Consider the following 17,927-nt stretch of genomic DNA (forward strand, 5'->3'; position numbering starts at 1 on the left):
CGACCGGCGGAGACCACGGTTCCACGGTGCGGCCGAGGCCGCGGCCCGTTGCCGCCGCTGGACTGGGAGCACCTCTCACGGAACGCCGTGCGAGAGGCCGGAACTTCAGTAACCGGAACTTGAGAAGCCGGAACTTGAGAAGCCGCAATTCGAGCAGTCGGAATGTGAGAAGTCGAGGAGTCACAGTGCGGTCTTGGGGCCAACAACCGGACGGGCCGGCCGACGGCCGGTACGCGGTGCAGCTGACGGACGTGACCAAGCGGTACGGCGACGGCCCCTCGGCCGTCCTGGCGCTCGACAAGGTCGGCGCGGGCATCGCACCCGGCACGTTCACGGCCGTGATGGGCCCTTCCGGATCAGGCAAGAGCACCTTCCTGCACTGCGCGGCGGGCCTCGACCGGCCCACCTTGGGCGTGGTCCGGCTGGGCGCACAGGACCTGTCGGCACTGAAGGAGCGACGGCTCACGGAGCTGCGGCGCACCCACATCGGCTTCGTGTTCCAGGCGTTCAACCTGCTGCCCTCGCTGACCGTCGAGCAGAACATCACGCTGCCCCTGCGGCTGGCCGGACGGCAGGTCGACGAGGGCTGGTTCGACCACATCGTGAAGGCCGTCGACCTCGGCGACCGGCTCGCGCGCTTCCCCGCCCAGCTGTCCGGCGGCCAGCAGCAGCGGGTGGCGATCGCACGCGCCCTGGTCACCCGGCCCGAGGTGATCTTCGCCGACGAGCCGACCGGGGCGCTCGACCCGGAGACCGCACGGGACATCCTGGGGCTGCTGCGGCAGGCGGTCACCGATCTGCATCAGACGGTGGTCATGGTCACCCACGATCCGGTGGCCGCCGCACACACCGACCAGGCTCTCTTCCTGAGCGCGGGGCACCTCGTCGACGCCTTGGCCGAGCCGAGCGCCGACCGCGTCGCGGACGTCATGGCCGGCCTGCGGAGGGCCGCCTGATGCTGAGTCTCGCCCTGCTGACGCTCAGGGCCCGCAAGGGCGGTTTCGTCGGCACCTTCGTCGCCCTGCTGCTGGGCGCCGCCGTCCTGAGCGCGTGCGGGATCCTGCTGGAGTCGGGCATACGGGCCGGATCCTCCGCCGAGCGGTACGCGGCGGCCGACGTCGTCGTCGCGGGCCGCCAGGAGGTCGAACTGACCTTCAAGGACCTCGACGGATCGACCGTGAACGAGTCCCAGCCGCTGCCCGAACGCGTACCGCTGCGGACCTCGTCGGCCGACCGGATCACCGGCGTGGACGGAGTGAAGGCAGTGATCGCGGACGTGGGCGCCCCGGTGCGGCTGGTGACCGGTGCCGGTCAGCCGGTGCCGGGACACCACGGCACGGGGGTGGAGGCACACAACTGGTCGAGCCTGGGCCTCGGCGACTTCCGGCTGACCATCGGTCACGCGCCCCGCGCCGCCGGAGAGATCGTCCTGGACACCGCACTCGCCGCGCAGACGCACGTCCGACCCGGCGACGACATCCGCCTGATGAGCACCTCGGTGCCCCGTACCTTCCAGGTCGCCGGACTGGTCGCCCTGAAGGACGGCGGCGCCCCCCGCCGATCCGTGGTGTTCCTGGCCGACGCGACCCTGCGCCAGTCGGTTCCCGAAGCCTCCGTCCAGGCCTTCGGCGTCCTCGCAGCGCCCGGCGCGTCACCGCACCGACTCGCCGACGCCATCCGGTCCGTGCTCCACGACGACACCCTCGCCGTGCACACCGGGGAGGGGCGCGGACGGGCCGAGTTCCTCGACGTCACCGTCAGCGGCTCCAACCTCGTCGTCCTTGCGGCCGCGATCGGCGGCAACGTCCTGCTCGTCGCCGTCTTCGTCCTGTACGCCACCACGTCTCTGTCGATCCGGCACCGCCGCCGGGAGATCGCCCTGCTGCGCGCGATCGGCACCACTCCCGGCCAGATCCGGCGCATGGTCGCCGCCGAGGCCGCCGCCACCGGCCTGCTCGCCGGAGTGGTCGGCTGCCCGGCGGGTCTGCTCCTCGTGTACTGGCTGCGCGACCGGTTCGCCGGACACGGCATCGTGCCGTCGGACTTCGGGCTCGCCCTCAGTCCCCTGCCCTTCCTCGCGGCGGTGCTCGTCACCGTCCTGACCGCGCTGGTCGCGGTGTTGTCCGCCGCGCATCGCGCGACCCGGATCCGGCCCACCGAGGCGCTCGGCGAGGCCGCCGTGGAGACCCCGGGGCTCGGCCGCGGACGCCGGATCACGGGCGGCGTGCTGCTCGTGCTGTGCGCGGGGATCTTCGTCACCGGACTGGCGCAGGACGCCGACTTCTTCACCCTCGTCGGGCTCGCCAACGCCCTTGTCCTCATCCTCGTCGTCGCGGTCGCCGTCCTCGGCCCGCTGGTCTCCCGTACCGCCGTACGCCTGCTCGCCCCGCTGCTGAACCGGACCGGTGTCACCGGCTACCTCGCGGCGGCCAACACCCGGGCCAACGTGGCCCGGCTGGCCGGCGCGATCACCCCGCTCGTGCTCGCCGTCTCCTTCTCGTCGACCGTCGTCTTCGCGCAGACCACCGGGCTCAGGGAGTCGGCCGACCAGCTGCGGGCCGGGCTCGTCGCCGACCACGTCCTCACCGCGCCGTCCGGAGTGTCACCCGAACTCGCCGAGAAGGTGAGGGACATGAAGCAGGTGGCGTCGGCCACCGGACTGGTCAGGTCCAAGGTCGTCGCCCTCGGCAAGATGCTGGGCGCCCAGGAGTCCGTCTCGCTCAGCGCGCAGGGCGTGGATCCCCGGGCGCTCGGCAGCGCCCTCGATCTGCGGCCGCGGGAAGGGAACATGAAGGCCCTGTCGCGGAACACCGTGGCGATCAGCACCACCACGGCCTCCTGGCTCGGACTCGGCGTCGGGGACACCGCCCGGCTCCACCTCGGCGACGGCACCCCGCTGCGGGCCGAGGTCGTCGCCGTGTACGAACGCGGCTTCGGATTCACCGACGTGACCATGGACCACGACCTGCTGCTCGCCCACACCACCGGCAAGGTCGACGAGTCCGTCCTCGTACGCTCCGCCCCCTCGGCACCCGACCTGACCCAGGCCCTGTCGCACCTGGCCGCGGCCTACCCCGGCACGGTGCTCCGGGACGGCCTCGCCGTCGACGACCAGCTCGCGGAGCAACGGGCGAACGCCTGGGTCAACTACCTCGTCGTCGGCGTGATCATCGCCTACACGGCGATCACCGTCGTCAACACGCTGGCGATGAGCACGGCCGCACGCCGACGCGAGTTCGCCCTGCTGCGGCTGTCCGGCACGGCCCGCGGGCAGGTCGTGGGCATGATGCGGCGGGAGAGCGTCATCGTCATCGCGGCCGGGGTGGGCATCGGGACCCTGCTCTCCGCGTTCCCGCTCGTCCTCGTGTCGATGGCGGTGAGCGGCACCCCGATCCCGGCCGTAACCGGCCTCGGCTACCTGGCGATCGCCGGCGCGACGGCGGCCCTCGCGGCCGCGGGCACGATGCTGCCGACGCGGATGCTGCTGAGGATCCGGCCGGTCGAGGCGATCGGTGCGAAGGAATGACCTCGGCGTGAGCGGGCCCGGGGTGCCTCACAGGCATCCCGGGCCTCACTCGTGCCAGACCTCGATACGGGCCTCGCCGGGCCCCGGCGGTGGTCAGTCCCTCAGGCGGTCTATCTGGCGGATCTTGTTGGTGGCGTCCAGGGCGGCGACCTTGTAGGACTCGGCCAGCGTGGGGTAGTTGAACACGGCGTCGACGAGGTAGTCGACCGTGCCGCCGCACCCCATCACGGACTGCCCGATGTGGATCAGCTCGGTGGCCCCGGTGCCGAAGCAGTGCACGCCGAGCAGCTTGCGGTCGTCCGGGGAGACCAGGAGCTTGAGCATGCCGTGCGAGTCACCGATGATCTGGCCTCGGGCCAGCTCGCGGTAACGGGAGATGCCGACCTCGAAGGGCACGCACTCCTCGGTGAGCTGGTCCTCGGTCCGCCCGATGAAGCTGATCTCCGGGATGGTGTAGATGCCGATCGGCTGGAGGTCGTGCATCGGGTGCACCGGCTCGCCGAAGGCGTGGTACGCGGCCGTACGGCCCTGCTCCATCGAGGTCGCCGCCAGCGCCGGGAAGCCGATGACGTCGCCCACCGCGTAGATGTGCGGCACCTCGGTGCGGTAGTTCTCGTCGACCTTGATACGGCCGCGCGGGTCGGCGGACAACCCGGCCTTGTCCAGGTCGAGTTCGTCGGTGAGACCCTGTCGGCCCGCGGAGTACATCACGGTGTCCGCGGGGATCTTCTTGCCGCTCTCCAGGACGGTGAGAGTGCCCCGGGGATGATGCTCGACCGAGGCGACCGTCTCCCCGAAGCGGAAGGTGACGGCCAGGTCCCGCAGGTGGTACTTGAGCGACTCGATCACCTCGACGTCGCAGAAGTCGAGCATCGAAGCCCGCTTCTCGACCACCGTGATCTTGCTGCCGAGGGCCGCGAACATGGAGGCGTACTCCATGCCGATCACCCCGGCCCCCACGATGACCATGGAGCGCGGCACCCGCTCCAGGTTGAGAACGTTGTCCGAGTCCATGATCGTGCGTCCGTCGAACGCGACGCTCGCGGGCCGTGCCGGCCGGGTGCCGGTGGCGATCACGATGTGCTCGGCGGTCAGCAGCTTCTCGTTGCCGTTCGCCTCGACCAGGGCGACCGTGTGGTCGTCCACGAAACGGCCGGTGCCGGCGAACAGGGAGACGTGGTTGCGGGACAGCTGGCTGCGGATGACGTCGACCTCGCGGCTGACCACGTGCTGGGTGCGCGCGGTCAGGTCGGCGACGGTGATGTCCTCCTTGAGGCGGTAACTCTGGCCGTACATATCGCGTTGGGTGAGGCCGGTGAGATAGAGGACCGCCTCGCGCAAGGTCTTGGAGGGGATGGTCCCGGTGTGGATGGAGACCCCTCCGACCATGTCGGGGCGGTCGAGGACGGCGACCCGGCGGCCGAGCTTGGCCGCGGCGATGGCGGCCTTCTGACCACCCGGGCCGGATCCGATGACAAGCATGTCGAAGTCGCGCACCCTCCGGAGTCTGTCAGGCCGAAGTCCTCACCCGGAAGGGTGAATGGACAACAGTCGTTCCCACGACGGAAATGAGGGTGGCTCAACGCACCAGACACGGACGCTTGCCGTCGAACTCCCAGCCGGGGACGAGGTAGCGCATCCCGACGGCGTCGTCACGCGCCCCCAATGCCTTCTCCTGGTAGAGCTCGTGGGCCGCGAGCAGCCGCTCCCTGTCGAGCCGGACACCGAGACCGGGCGCGTCGGGCACGGCGATCTCCCCGCCGACGATGCGCGGCGGTTCGACGGTGAGGCGCTCCAGACCCTCCTGCCAGATCCAGTGCGTGTCGAGGGCGTTGTACGCGCCCGGAGCCGCGGCCCCGCAGTGCGTCACCATCGCCAGTGAGATGTCGAAGTGGTTGTTCGAGTGACAACCCCAGGTCAGCCCCATCGCGTTGCACAGCTGCGCCACGCGCACCGAGCCCTGCATGGTCCAGAAGTGCGGGTCGGCCAGCGGGATGGACACCGACTGCAGCGCCAGGGCATGGGTCAACTGCCGCCAGTCGGTGGCGATCATGTTGGTCGCGGTCGGCAGGCCCGTCGCGCGGCGGAACTCGGCCAGGATCTCCCGACCGGAGTAGCCGCCCTCGGCTCCGCAGGGGTCCTCGGCGTAGGCGAGCGTGCCCACCAGGGGCGTACACAGCTCGATCGCCTCGCGCAGCGACCACGCGCCGTTCGGGTCCAGGGTGATCCGCGCCTCGGGGAAGCGGTCCTTGAGCGCCCGTACGGCCTTGACCTCCTCCGCGCCCGCGAGGACACCGCCCTTCAGCTTGAAGTCCCGGAAGCCGTACAGGTCGTGGGTCGCCTCGGCCTGCCGGACGATCGCCTCGGGCGACAGGGCCTCCTCGTGCCGGATCCGGTACCAGTCCTCGGCCGCGTCCGGCTCGCGGACGTACTCCAGTTCCGTGCGGCCGGGGTCACCGACGTAGAACAGATAGCCGAGGACCCGTACGGAGTCGCGCTGCTGTCCGTCGCCCAGGAGCGCCGCGACGGGTACGTCGAGATGCTGCCCCAGCAGGTCGAGCAGCGCCGACTCGACCGCGGTGACGGCGTGGACGGTGGTCCGCAGGTCGAAGGTCTGGGCGCCGCGCCCACCGGCGTCGCGGTCGGCGAAACGGTCACCGATCTCGCGCAGGACGCGCTTGTAGTCACCGACCTTCGCCCCGACGACCAGGGACTCGGCATCCCGCAGCGTCCGCGTGATCTTCTCCCCGCCGGGGACCTCACCGAGACCCGTACGCCCCTCGGAGTCCGTCAGGACGACGACATTGCGGGTGAAGTAGGGGCCGTGCGCGCCGGAGAGGTTCAGTTCCATGGAGTCCCGGCCGGCGACCGGGTAGACGGAGAAGGCGGTGACGGTCGGCTGGCTCTTGCTCATGCGTCTCAAAGTCCTTGGGTACGGAGGTGATGGGGGGCTGCGGTCAGAGGCTGAGGACGTCGAGGGCCCACTCGACCGCCAGGACACCGCCCAGACCGAGGACGGCCAGCACGGTGGTGTACGTGGTGCGGACCTTGATCGCCTCGACGACCGAGAGGTCGAAGTACTCCTTGAACAGCCAGAATCCGGGGTCGTTGACGTGGGAGAAGGCGATCGAACCGCAGCAGACGGCGAGCACCATCATCTCGGGGTGTACCCCGCCGCCCGCCAGGAGCGGCAACACCACGCCGGAGGCCGTGACGACGGCGACCGTCGCCGAGCCCAGTGCCACCCGGAGGATGACCGCGATGAGCCACGCGAGGACGATCGGCGAGATGGACCAGCCGTGTGTCTGGTCCTTGATGTAGTCGGATATCCCGCCCTCGACGAGGACGTTCTTGAAGGCGCCGCCGGCACCGATCACCAGCAGGATCATGGCCATCGCCTGGGCGGCGGAGTTGCAGGAGGCGCTGACCTCCGCGAGGCTCCGGCCGATGCGCGGGCCGAACGCCCAGACCGCCAGCAGCAGGGTCAGCAACAGTGCGATCGGCGCGGATCCGATGAAGGCGACGAAGTGCAGGAACGGGCTCGAACCGGACGTGGCCATGTCGGTCACGGCGGCACCGGCGATCAGCACCACCGGGAACAGGGCCACGCCCAGTGACCAGCCGAGCCCGGGCATCTCCTCGTCCTCGAAGACCCGCTCGCTGACCAGGCCCGGGGGGATCGAGGGATTCATCGCCCTGATGAACGGCAGCCGTGGCCACACCAGGGCGATCAGCGCGCCGACCGGGACGGCGATGAACAGGCCGTAGAACAGCGTCAGACCGACGGACGCGTGGAAGGTCGCGGCCACCGCGGTGGGACCGGGGTGGGGCGGCAGAAAGCTGTGCATGGTCGACAGGGCGATCGACATCGGCAGCCCGACCCACAGCAGCTTCGCGCCGGTCACCCGTACCAGGGTGAACGCGATGGGCACGATGATGATGAACGCCACCTCGTAGAACATCGTCACGCCGATGAGCATCGACGTCACCACCATGGCCACCTGGACGCCGCGCGGGCCGAAGGCGTTGAGGAGCTTGCCGGCGATGCGCTGGGCGGCGCCCGAATCCCCCATGACACGGCCGACCATCGCGCCCAGCCCGATGGTGAGCATCGTGTCGCCGACCTGGCCGCCGATGCCTTCCGAGAGGACGTCCGGGATCTTCTCCAGCGGAATCCCACGGACCAGACCGACGCCGACCGCCACCAGCAGCAGGGCGGCGAAGCCGTTCAGTTTGAGTTTGGTCATGAGCAGCAGCAGGACCAGCACGCTGATCCCGACTACGAGGAGCGGCACGTCTCAGTTCCCCTTTGAACTGGTTGGACCGGGTGACGGGTGACGGATGACAGAGGGCAGATGACGGATTACGGATGACAGGTGACAGGTGACAGGTGACAGGTGACAGGTGACAGGTGACAGGTGACAGGTAACGGATGACAGATGACGTCATCTGTCATCTGTCAGTCAGATCGCCGTACCGCTCCGACCACCCTCAGACCGTCGTCGAGCACCTTCGCCAGCGCGTCGACCTCCTCCGGACCCGGATCCGTGAGCGGCGCCCTCACCGGCCCGACCGGCAGGCCGCGCAGCCGGGCGGCGGCCTTGACCAGCGACACCGCATAGCCGGGGACCCGGTCGCGCAGTTCGACGAGCGGGACGTAGAAGTCGCGCAGGAGCTTGGTCACTCCGGCGTCGTCGCCGTCCCGCAGGGCGGCGAAGAAGGCGTTCGCGATCTCGGGCGCGAAGGCGTGGACCGCCGAGGAGTAGGCGGGGACGCCCACGGTGGCGTAGGCGCGGGCCTGGATCTCGGCGGTGGAGGCGCCGTTGAAGAAGAGGAAGCCGTCGGGCGCCGCGAGTGTGAGGCGCTGGAGGCGGTCGAGGTCGCTGTGCCCGTCCTTGAGGCCGATGACCGTGGGGATCTCCGCGATCCGGCGCAGACTGTCGGCGGTGAAGGCGACCTGACCGCGCTGGTAGGCGATGAGTGGCAGAGAGGTGCCGGAGGCGATCCGCCGGAGCTGTTCCACCAGCCCGTCCTGCGGGGCGGCGACCAGGTAGTGGGGGAGTACCAGCGCGGCGTCCGCGCCCGCCTCCTCCGCGATCCGGGCGAAACGCAGCGCCTGCGCCCAGCCGTAGCCGATGCCCGCGACGACCGGCAGCCGTCCGTCGGCGATCTCGACCGTGGCCCCGACGATCGCCCGGTACTCGTCCTCGTCCAGCGAGAAGAACTCTCCGGTACCGCAGGCGGGGAACACCGCGCCCGGCGCGCTGTCCAACTGGGCGGTCAGATAAGCCCGGTACGCCTCCAGATCCAGACTGCCGTCCTCCCGGAAGCTCGTGAGCGGGAAGGACAGCACCCCGCCCACCGTGCCGTCCCGCAGTCGCTTGGCCACGCCCTCGGCCGCCGCACTGAACCGTGTCATGAACTCTGTCCTCATATGCAGATGACGTCTATGTATGAAGATGGAGGCTAGATTCGTGAACGCGTGGGGTCAATGGGTGCGGCAGGCCGGATTTACGATGGGGCCCATGCCGGAGAGCAGTGGTGTGCGAGAAGTGAAGTCGGCGGCCCGCACGGTCGCGCTGCTGGAACTGCTCGCCGGGCGGGGCGACCGGCCGGCCCGGCTGGACGAACTCGCCGCGCAACTCGGGGTGCCGCGCAGCAGCATGTACCAGTTGCTGCAGACCCTCGTCGACCGCGGCTGGGTGCGCGCCGACACCACCGGTTCGTTGTACGGCATCGGGATCCGTGCCCTGCTCACGGGCACCAGCTATCTCGACAGCGACCGGCACGTACGGGTGGTCCGCCCCTACCTCGACGAAGCCTCGGAGGCGCTCGGGGAGACCATTCACCTGGCGCGCCTCGACGGCGCTGACGTCGTCTATCTCGCGACCCGCGAGTCCCACGAGTACGCGCGCACCCTCAGCCGGGTCGGCCGCCGGGTCCCGGCCCACGCCGGTGCCCTCGGCAAGGCCCTGCTCGCCGAGCGTCCGGACAGCGAGCTGTCACTTCCGGCGCAGCCGTGGACCGCTCTCACGGAGAACACGCACACCGCGTCGGCCTCCCTGCTCGCGGACCTCGCGGAGGTACGGGAGCGCGGCTACTCCATCGACCGCGAGGAGACGGTGTCCGGCATCGCGGGCTTCGGCTTCGCCCTGCGCTACGACACGCCGGCCGTCGACGCGATCAGCTGCTCGGTTCCGGTGGCCCGGCTCACCGGCGAGCACGAGGCCCGTATCGTCGCCGTCATGCGGGAGACGCGGATGAAGATCGAGTCCCTGCTGTCGCCCGCCTCGGGTGCTCCCGACTGGCGTTGACCGGTTCGGTGGCGACGGTTTCGGTGGAACGGCCTGTCCGGCACCGGCCGCCGTTGTTACCGTCAATCATGGACACGACCTTGTACGGCCCCGGGGCCTGGGAGGGGCCGACGCGCCGCTACGGTCCCATGCGACGGGTCGCGGTCGTTTCCGACGTCCACGCGAACGTGCCGGCGCTGACCGCGGTCCTGGCGGAGATCGAGGGAGTCGGCGTCGATCTGGTGGTCTCGTGCGGAGACCTGACCTGGGGTGCCGAACCCGACCGTACGGTGCAGCTGATGGCCGGGCTGCCGCGGGCCCTGTTCGTCCGGGGCAACGGGGAGCGCGCCGTCGTGGACATTCACCGCGGGGTCCGTCGGCCGAGCACCGAACGTGAGGCGTGGGTGCCGCGGCAGCACTCCGACGCGAGTGTCGCGTTCGTCGCCGGGATCCCCTTCAGCGTCGTCGTGGACGTCGTCGGACTGGGACCCGTGCGGTTCTGCCACGGATCGCCGCGCGGTGACACGGAGTTGGTCACACCCGCCACGCCTGCCGAGCGTTTCGCGGAACTGGCCGCGGACGTCGAGGAGGCGGTGATCGTCACCGGGCACACGCACCTCCAGTTCGACCGCACCGTCGCCGGACGGCGCAGCGTCAACCCGGGCAGCGTGGGGCTCCCTTTCCACGAGGGCCCGCCGGGCACCGCCTTCTGGGCCCTGCTCGGCCCGGACGTCGAGCTGCGGCAGACCTCGTACGACGTCGACGCGGCCCGTGCCGCCGGGCCCCGGACGGGCGACCCCGCCGCCGAACGCATCACAGCCCTGCTGAACGCCCCGCCCACGCCGGCCGAGATCACCTCGGACGCGGAGGCGCGGGTCTTCTCCGACTAGTGGCGGGGCGCCGGACGGCGGGCGACGCGTGTGGGGTTCACCCTGCCGGGGCCGGGCCCGCGTTCGCGCGGCCCGGTTCAGCGACGGGCGGTCAGGGTCTCCTCCACCCACTGCTTCAGCGCCGGCGCGGGCGCCGCTCCCGTCTTGCGTGCGATCACCTCTCCCTTGTCGAGCAGCAGCAGCGTCGGCACGGCCTGTACCTGGAACCGCTGGGCGAGCCGCGGGTTCTGGTCGATGTCGACCTTGACCAGCTTGACCCGCCCGGCGAGTTCGTGGGCGACACGCTCCAGCGCGGGGGTGACCATCCGGCAGGGCCCGCACCAGGTGGCCCACAGGTCGACGACGACGTACGGCTTCGCCTGTTCGGCGACCTCGGCGAAGTCCGCGTCGCCGGCGTCGGCGATCCACGCGAGCGGGGACGCGCAGTTCCCGCAGCGCGGCGTGCCCTCGGCCGCCGCCGGCACCCGGTTCTTGCGGCCGCAGTGGTCGCAGACGACCGTCGTGCTCGTGCCCGTACTCGTGGTCACCGCGCTCACGCGGCTTTCCGCACGTCCGGTGCGGTCTGTCCGCCGTAGGTGACGACGAGTTCGCCGTTCTGGGCGTCGACGCGGATCGTCGTACCGTCCTGCACGTCACCGCGGATCAGCGCCCGGCCGACCATTGTTTCGACCTCGTGCGAGATGTACCGGCGCAGCGGCCGGGCTCCGTACACGGGGTCGAAGCCCTGCTCGGCGATGAGTTCGCGGGCGGAGTCGGTGAGCTCGACGGCGATCTGCCGTTCGGCCAGCCGTCGGCGCAGGTCGTTGAACTGCAGCTCCACGATCCGCTTGATCTGGGTCATGCCCAGCGGCTTGAACAGCACGATGTCATCGACGCGGTTGAGGAACTCGGGCCGGAAGTGGCTCCGCAGGTCGCCCATCACCAGCGTCCGCGCGTCGGGCTTGATCTCGCCGTCGGCGGTCACCCCGTCCAGCAGGTGGGCCGAGCCGATGTTGGAGGTCATGATGATCACGGTGTTGCGGAAGTCGACGGTGCGGCCCTGGGAGTCGGTGACGCGGCCGTCGTCGAGCACCTGAAGCAGGATGTTGAAGACGTCGGGGTGGGCCTTCTCGATCTCGTCGAACAGGACCACGGAGTACGGCTTGCGGCGCACCGCCTCGGTGAGCTGGCCGCCCTCCTCGTAGCCGACGTATCCGGGAGGCGCTCCCACCAGCCTGCTGACGGTGTGCCGTTCCTGGTACTCGCTCATGTCCAGGCGGACGATGCTCTCCTCCGAGTCGAAGAGCGCCGCGGCGAGCGCCTTGGCCAGCTCGGTCTTCCCGACGCCGGTCGGGCCGAGGAAGATGAACGAGCCGATCGGCCGACGCGGGTCCCGGATCCCGGAGCGGGCCCGGATGATCGCGTCGGTGACCAGCTTGACCGCCTCGTCCTGGCCGATCACCCGTTCGGTGAGGATCTCGTCGAGGCGCAGCAGCTTCTCGCGCTCGCCCTCCTGGAGGCGGGTGACGGGGATGCCGGTCCAGGCGGCGACGATCTCCGCGATCTCGTCCTCGGTGACGACCTCACGCAGCAGCCGGTTCTCGCCCTGTTTGGCGGCGAGCGCCTCCTCCTCCGCCGTGAGGCGGCGTTCGAGTTCGGTGAGCCTGCCGTAGCGCAGTTCGGCGGCCCGGTTGAGGTCGTAGCTGCGTTCGGCCTCCTCGGCCTCCTGCCGGACGTGCTCCAGTTCCTGGCGCAGCTCCTGCACCCGGCGGATGGCCTGGCGTTCGGCCTCCCACTGGGCGTGCATGGCGTCGGCCTCGGCGCGCAGGTCGGCCAGTTCGCGGCGCAGCTCGTCGAGTCGCTTCTGGCTGGCGGCGTCGGTCTCCTTGGCGAGCGCCGCGTCCTCGATCTCCAGACGGGTCACGCGGCGGGTGATCTCGTCCAGTTCGGCGGGCATGGAGTCGATCTCGGTACGCAGCCGCGCGCACGCCTCGTCGACCAGGTCGATGGCCTTGTCCGGCAGGAACCGGTCGGAGATGTAGCGGTGGCTGAGGGTCGCCGCCGCGACCAGCGCGGTGTCCTGGATCTTCACACCGTGGAAGACCTCCAGACGCTCGCGCAGTCCGCGCAGGATGGAGATGGTGTCCTCGACGCTCGGCTCGTCCACCTGCACCTGCTGGAAGCGGCGTTCGAGGGCCGCGTCGGACTCGACGTACTTGCGGTACTCGTCGAGGGTGGTGGCGCCGATCATGTGCAGCTCGCCGCGCGCGAGCATCGGCTTGAGCATGTTCCCGGCGTCCATCGCGCCCTCGGCACCGCCGCCCGCGCCGACGACCGTGTGCAGTTCGTCGATGAAGAGCAGGATGCGCCCCTCGCCCGCCTTGACCTCGCTCAGTACGGCCTGCAGTCGTTCCTCGAACTCGCCGCGGTATTTGGCGCCCGCCACCAGCGAACTCATGTCGAGCGAGAAGATCGTCCGGTCGCGCAGCCCGTCGGGTACGTCGCCCCGCACGATGCGCTGGGCGAGCCCCTCCACGATGGCGGTCTTGCCGACACCCGGGTCACCGATGAGGACGGGGTTGTTCTTCGTCTTGCGGCTCAGGATCTGGATGACCCGGCGGATCTCCGCGTCCCGGCCGATCACCGGGTCCATCCTGCCGCTGCGTGCCTCGGCGACCAGATCACGGCCGTACTTCTCCAGGGCCTCGTACGCCGCTTCGGGCGTCGCCGAGGTGACGCGCTGGTTGCCGCGGATCCTGGTGAGCGCGGACAGGAACCCGTCCTTGCTGACGCCGTGCTCCTTGAGCAGCCGGCCGGATGCCGTGCGGGACCCCTCGTCGACGAGTGCCAGCACCAGGTGCTCGACGGACACGTACTCGTCCTTGAGCCGCTTGGCCTCCTGCTCGGCCAAGTCCAGTACTTTCGCCAGCCGTTGGGTGACGTACACCTGCCCGGGGGTGGCACCGGGGCCCGTCACCTTCGGCCTGCGGGCCAACTCCTCGTTCAGCGCGGTGCGCAGGGCCCGGGTGTCGGCGCCCGACTGGTCGATCAGCCGCGGTATGAGGCCGTCGGGCTGGTCGAGCAGGGCGAGGAGCAGATGCTCGCCGTCGACCTCGGTCTGGTTCAGCCGGCCGGCGAGGGTCTGCGCTTCCTGGAGCGCCTCCTGGGACTTCTGGGTGAGCCGGTTCATATCCACGATTCATCACTCCTGGAGCCGGCGTTGCTGCGCCTCAGAGCGTCCTCCAACTCACTGATCCGGTCGAGCAGATCGAGCACCAGACCCAGGGAGGCGTAGTTGAGGGGGAGCGCGGCCCGTAGTCGTTGGATGCGGGCGAGGGTGGCGGGAGCGGACGGCTCGAACCACAGTCGCCCGGTGGCGTCCCGGGTGGCGTCGACGAGACCGAGGGTGACGAACCGGCGTACGAGTTCCGGATGGAGACCGGAACGGGTGGCGACGGCGTCGAGACCGAGCCGATGGGCCGGTCCGAGCGGGGCGGCGCGGACCACGATGTTCAGGACCGGCCGGGGTACCGGGGTGGCGGTACGGCGGTGCGCACCGCCGGGACGGGGGGCTGCGGTCATCGGGGCCTCCTCGGGTCGAAGGCGGACGCGGCGGCCAGTTCCTCGAAGAGCTCGCGCTCACGGGCGGTCGGCTCGGGCGGCACCATGATGCGGACCTCCGCGTACAGGTTGCCGTCCTCGCCCCGCGGGTTGGGCATGCCCTCGCCGCGCAACCGCAGCCGGCGGCCGCTGGAGGAGCCCGCGGGGACGGTGACCTTGGCCGTGCCGCCGGGGGTGGACACCGGCACGGTCGCGCCGAGTGCCGCCTCCCACGGTGTCACCGGGAGGACCACGTGGATGTCGCGGCCCTCCAGCCGGAACCGCCCGTCGGGCTTGATCCGCACGCGCAGATACAGGTCGCCCGGCGGGGCGTCGGGGCTGCCCCTGCCCCCTTCTCCGGCCAGTCGGATACGCTGCCCGTCCACCACCCCGCGCGGGATGGTGACGTCGTAGGTGCGCTGCCCGGTGGGGCCGCCCAGGGTGATGCCGCGCTTGCCGCCCCGGTACGCCTCCTCGACGCTGAGCTGGATCTCGGCCTCCTGGTCGGCGCCCGGCACGGGACCCCAGCTGCCGCCCGCGCCCCCGCCGCGTCCGAAGATCCCGCCGAACAGGTCCTCGAAGTCGACGCCGGAGCCGTCGAAGTCGGCACCGTCCGCCGTACGGAAGCGCACCCCACGTCCGCCGCCGCCTCCGGCCCCTCCGACGCCCGCGCTCCAGCCGCCCCGGGCACCCGCTCCCGCGGCCACCCGCTCGTCGTAGTCCTCCGGGATCTGCCGGAAGTTCTCACCGAAGCGGTCGTAGCGCTGCCTGGTCTTGGGGTCGGACAGCACGCTGTACGCGTCGTTGATCTCCTTGAAGCGCTCCTCGGCTCCCGGGTCCTTGTTGATGTCGGGGTGGTGTTGGCGCGCCAGCTTGCGGAAGGCCTGCTGGATCTCCTCCGCGCTCGCGGTGCGCGGCACCCCGAGCACGTCGTAGTAGTCCCGTGCCATGGGGCGTCACTCCTGCCGCTTGCTGACCACGACGAAGGCGGGGCGCAACTGCTTCCCGTCCGCCCCGTAGCCCGGGCTCACCACCTGGGCCACGGTGTTCGGCTCGGCGTCGGGGGTGTCGACGACTCCGACGACCTCGTGCCGGGTCGGGTCGAAGGGCACCCCGGTCTCCTCGTAGCGGGGATACCCGAGGCCGCGCAGCACCTCGACCGCCTGGTCGCGTACGGCTTCGACGCCCTTCAGCACGGCGGAGGGGTCGGAGTCGGAGTGGGCCAGCGCCCGTTCCAGGTTGTCGAGGACGGGCAGCCAGGCCGCGGAGGTGCGGGCGCGCTCCTCGGCCCGCACGCGTTCGAGTTCCTTCGCGTGACGCTTACGGAGGTTGTCCAGGTCGGCGAGCGCGCGGCGCCAGCGGTCGCGCATCTCGTCGAGGGCGGCGGTCTGTTCGTCCGCCTCCGGCACCGGCGAGGACGACGGGGTCTCGCCCGGCTGTTCCGGGGGCGTCATCGGCTCCTGCTCGGTGGCCATGACCGCTCCTCAGCTCTTGTCGAATTCCGCGTCGATCACGTCGTCGCCGGCTGCTGCCGAGGCGCTCGCGGTGTCCTCCGTCCCGGTTCCGGTGCCGGCCTGGGCCTGTGCGGCCGCGCCCGCCTGGTACTGGGCGAGCGACGCCAGCACCTGCTGGAGCTCGGAGGTCAGCGGCCTGGCCTTGTCCGGGGACGCCTCCTGCTGGACCGCCTCACGGGCATCGGCGACGAGCATGTCCGCCCGGGCCCGCTCGTGCGAGGGCACCGTCTCGCCCAGCTCGTTCAGCCGGCGCTCCACCTGGTAGGCCACGGCGTCCAGTTCGTTGCGGGCGTCCACGGCGTCGCGCAGCGCCTGGTCCTCGCCGCGGTGCTGCTCGGCCTCCTGGACCATCCGCTCGACCTCGCCCTTGTCGAGGTTGGAGCCCTCGCTGATGGTGATGGTCTGTTCCTTGCCGGTGTCCTTGTCCCGTGCGGTGACGTTCAGGATCCCGTTGGCGTCGATGTCGAAGATGACCTCGACCTGCGGCTCGCCGCGCGGGGCGGGGCGGATGTCCTTCAGCTGGAAGCGGCCGAGGACGCGGTTGTCGGCGGCCATCTCGCGCTCACCCTGCAGGACGACGACGTCCACGGCCTCCTGGTTGTCCTCCGCGGTGGAGAAGGTCTCCGAGCGGCGGACCGGGATCGTGGTGTTCCGGTCGATGATCTTCGTCATCACCCCGCCGCGGGTCTCCACGCCCAGCGACAGCGGCGTCACGTCGAGCAGCAGGACGTCCTTGACCTCTCCCTTGAGTACGCCTGCCTGGATCGCCGCGCCCAGCGCCACGACCTCGTCGGGGTTGACGCTCATGTTCGGGTCCTTGCCGCCGGTGAGCCGGCGGACCAGGTTCTGCACGGCCGGGATGCGTGTCGAGCCGCCTACGAGGATGACCTCGTCGATGTCGTTCGCGCTGGCCTTGGCGTCGGCCATCGCCTGCTTGACCGGTTCCATGGTCCGCTCGACCAGGTCGGCGGTGATCTTCTCGAACGTGGACCGCATGATCGTCTCGGTCAGGTGCTTGGGGCCGGCGGCGTCCGCGGTGATGAACGGCAGGCTGACCTGCGTCTGCGTGACCGAACTCAGCTCCGTCTTGGCCTTCTCCGCGGCTTCGAACAGCCGTTGCAGCGCCTGTGGGTCCTTGCGCAGGTCGATCCCGTTCTCCTTCTGGAAGCCGTCCGCGAGCAGGTCGACGAGTCGACGGTCGAAGTCGTCGCCGCCGAGGTGGCTGTCGCCCGCCGTCGAGCGCACTTCCACGACCCCGTCACCGACGTCCAGGATGCTCACGTCGAAGGTGCCGCCACCGAGGTCGAAGACGAGCACCGTCTCGTGCTGCTTCTTCTCCATGCCGTACGCCAGCGCCGCCGCCGTCGGCTCGTTGATGATCCGCAGTACTTCGAGCCCCGCGATGCGCCCCGCGTCCTTGGTCGCCTGGCGCTGGGCGTCGTTGAAGTACGCGGGCACGGTGATGACGGCCTCGGTGACCTTCTCGCCCAGCTGCTTGCCGGCGTCGTCGGCGAGTTTGCGCAGCACCAGCGCGCTGATCTCCTCCGGCGCGTACAGCTTGTCGCGCACCTTGAAGCGCGCGACTCCGCCCTCGCCCTCGACGACGTCGTACGCCACCGCCTTGGCCTCGTCGGATATCTCGTCGAAGTGCCGGCCGATGAACCGCTTGGCCGAGTAGATGGTGCCCTTGGGGTTGAGGATCGCCTGGCGCCTGGCGAGCTGACCCACCAGCCGTTCGCCGCTGTCGGTGAAGGCGACGATGGAGGGCGTGGTGCGCGAGCCCTCGGCATTGGGTATGACGGTCGCTTCACCGCCCTCCCATACGGCGATCACCGAGTTGGTGGTGCCCAGGTCGATTCCGACTGCCTTGGCCATGAGGAACTCCTTCGCCTGCCACCCCCGGCGTCCGCCCGTCTCCGGTTGTGGCGGTTGTCTTCAGGTGAGGTCGCGTGTCCGCGGGCGTCAGCGGGCGGACACGGGTCGTGGGTTCCGTCCTTGCCAGGGTGTTACGGGACGAGGGACGACGCCTGCTCCCGACGGGGCGAAATTCGGCCCCTCCTCTCCCCCTGGGAGTGCAGGAGGCCACGCGGCACGCGCCACCCCCAGGGGTGTTCGATGCAAGAAG

General features: G+C 70.5%; 14 protein-coding genes. 4 read left to right on the plus strand and 10 right to left on the minus strand.

All coding sequences use genetic code 11. The annotated features are described in order from the left end of the window. Positions 1–185 precede the first annotated feature (185 nt). Both AQJ27_RS28385 and AQJ27_RS28390 read left to right on the plus strand, forming a co-directional pair. Entirely contained in the window at positions 186–956 is a 771-nt protein-coding gene (locus AQJ27_RS28385) for an ABC transporter ATP-binding protein (protein ID WP_067374797.1), read from the plus strand. Beyond that, positions 956–3,526 carry an FtsX-like permease family protein gene (locus AQJ27_RS28390; RefSeq protein WP_067374799.1) on the plus strand — a complete coding sequence of 857 codons (2,571 nt, stop codon included), beginning with the start codon at positions 956–958 and terminating at the stop codon, positions 3,524–3,526. Before AQJ27_RS28385 ends, AQJ27_RS28390 begins: the two co-directional genes overlap by 1 nt. A 93-nt stretch (positions 3,527–3,619) precedes the next feature. Here AQJ27_RS28390 and sthA read toward each other — a convergent pair whose 3' ends face one another. The 4 genes from sthA to AQJ27_RS28410 all read right to left on the minus strand — a co-directional run bounded on the left by sthA (position 3,620) and on the right by AQJ27_RS28410 (position 8,945). Continuing rightward, entirely contained in the window at positions 3,620–5,023 is a 1,404-nt protein-coding gene (sthA, locus tag AQJ27_RS28395; protein WP_067374801.1) for a Si-specific NAD(P)(+) transhydrogenase, read from the minus strand. Positions 5,024–5,105: 82 nt separating this feature from the next. Then, positions 5,106–6,440, minus strand: a complete 1,335-nt coding sequence (locus AQJ27_RS28400; RefSeq protein WP_067374803.1) for an enolase C-terminal domain-like protein — start codon at positions 6,438–6,440, stop codon at positions 5,106–5,108. A 43-nt stretch (positions 6,441–6,483) separates the two neighbouring features. Continuing rightward, complete coding sequence (locus tag AQJ27_RS28405) at positions 6,484–7,821, minus strand: GntT/GntP/DsdX family permease (protein ID WP_067374805.1); 1,338 nt, start codon at positions 7,819–7,821, stop codon at positions 6,484–6,486. Positions 7,822–7,985: 164 nt separating this feature from the next. Next, entirely contained in the window at positions 7,986–8,945 is a 960-nt protein-coding gene (locus AQJ27_RS28410) for a 5-dehydro-4-deoxyglucarate dehydratase (RefSeq protein WP_067374807.1), read from the minus strand. 106 nt (positions 8,946–9,051) lie between these two features. On the opposite strand from AQJ27_RS28410, the gene AQJ27_RS28415 reads away from it, so the two are divergent. Together AQJ27_RS28415 and AQJ27_RS28420 are read left to right on the plus strand one after the other, a co-directional pair. Next, complete coding sequence (locus tag AQJ27_RS28415; protein ID WP_096240219.1) at positions 9,052–9,840, plus strand: IclR family transcriptional regulator; 789 nt, start codon at positions 9,052–9,054, stop codon at positions 9,838–9,840. A gap of 68 nt (positions 9,841–9,908) precedes the next feature. Then, positions 9,909–10,709, plus strand: coding sequence for a metallophosphoesterase family protein (locus AQJ27_RS28420; protein ID WP_201264406.1), 801 nt, complete (start codon positions 9,909–9,911; stop codon positions 10,707–10,709). Between the two features lie 77 nt (positions 10,710–10,786). Here the strand turns inward: AQJ27_RS28420 and trxA are convergent, their stop codons facing one another. The 6 genes from trxA to dnaK are packed head-to-tail and all read right to left on the minus strand — an operon-like array spanning position 10,787 to position 17,677. Beyond that, the gene (gene trxA, locus AQJ27_RS28425) at positions 10,787–11,245 is read right to left on the minus strand and encodes a thioredoxin (protein WP_235613726.1); all 459 of its coding nucleotides are present in this window, start codon (positions 11,243–11,245) and stop codon (positions 10,787–10,789) included. Further along, complete coding sequence (clpB, locus tag AQJ27_RS28430) at positions 11,242–13,884, minus strand: ATP-dependent chaperone ClpB (protein ID WP_067374813.1); 2,643 nt, start codon at positions 13,882–13,884, stop codon at positions 11,242–11,244. Before clpB ends, trxA begins: the two co-directional genes overlap by 4 nt. Continuing rightward, the gene (locus AQJ27_RS28435; protein WP_079065313.1) at positions 13,875–14,270 is read right to left on the minus strand and encodes a chaperone modulator CbpM; all 396 of its coding nucleotides are present in this window, start codon (positions 14,268–14,270) and stop codon (positions 13,875–13,877) included. The genes clpB and AQJ27_RS28435 overlap by 10 nt, the downstream gene beginning before the upstream one ends. Then, complete coding sequence (locus AQJ27_RS28440) at positions 14,267–15,238, minus strand: DnaJ C-terminal domain-containing protein (RefSeq protein ID WP_067374815.1); 972 nt, start codon at positions 15,236–15,238, stop codon at positions 14,267–14,269. The genes AQJ27_RS28435 and AQJ27_RS28440 overlap by 4 nt, the downstream gene beginning before the upstream one ends. Before the next feature lie 6 nt (positions 15,239–15,244). Further along, positions 15,245–15,763, minus strand: a complete 519-nt coding sequence (locus tag AQJ27_RS28445; RefSeq protein ID WP_067374817.1) for a nucleotide exchange factor GrpE — start codon at positions 15,761–15,763, stop codon at positions 15,245–15,247. Positions 15,764–15,772: 9 nt separating this feature from the next. Further along, the gene (gene dnaK / locus AQJ27_RS28450; RefSeq protein ID WP_067374819.1) at positions 15,773–17,677 is read right to left on the minus strand and encodes a molecular chaperone DnaK; all 1,905 of its coding nucleotides are present in this window, start codon (positions 17,675–17,677) and stop codon (positions 15,773–15,775) included. Positions 17,678–17,927 lie beyond the last annotated feature (250 nt).

It is taken from the genome of Streptomyces olivochromogenes (assembly GCF_001514115.1).
GTDB lineage: Bacteria > Actinomycetota > Actinomycetes > Streptomycetales > Streptomycetaceae > Streptomyces > Streptomyces olivochromogenes.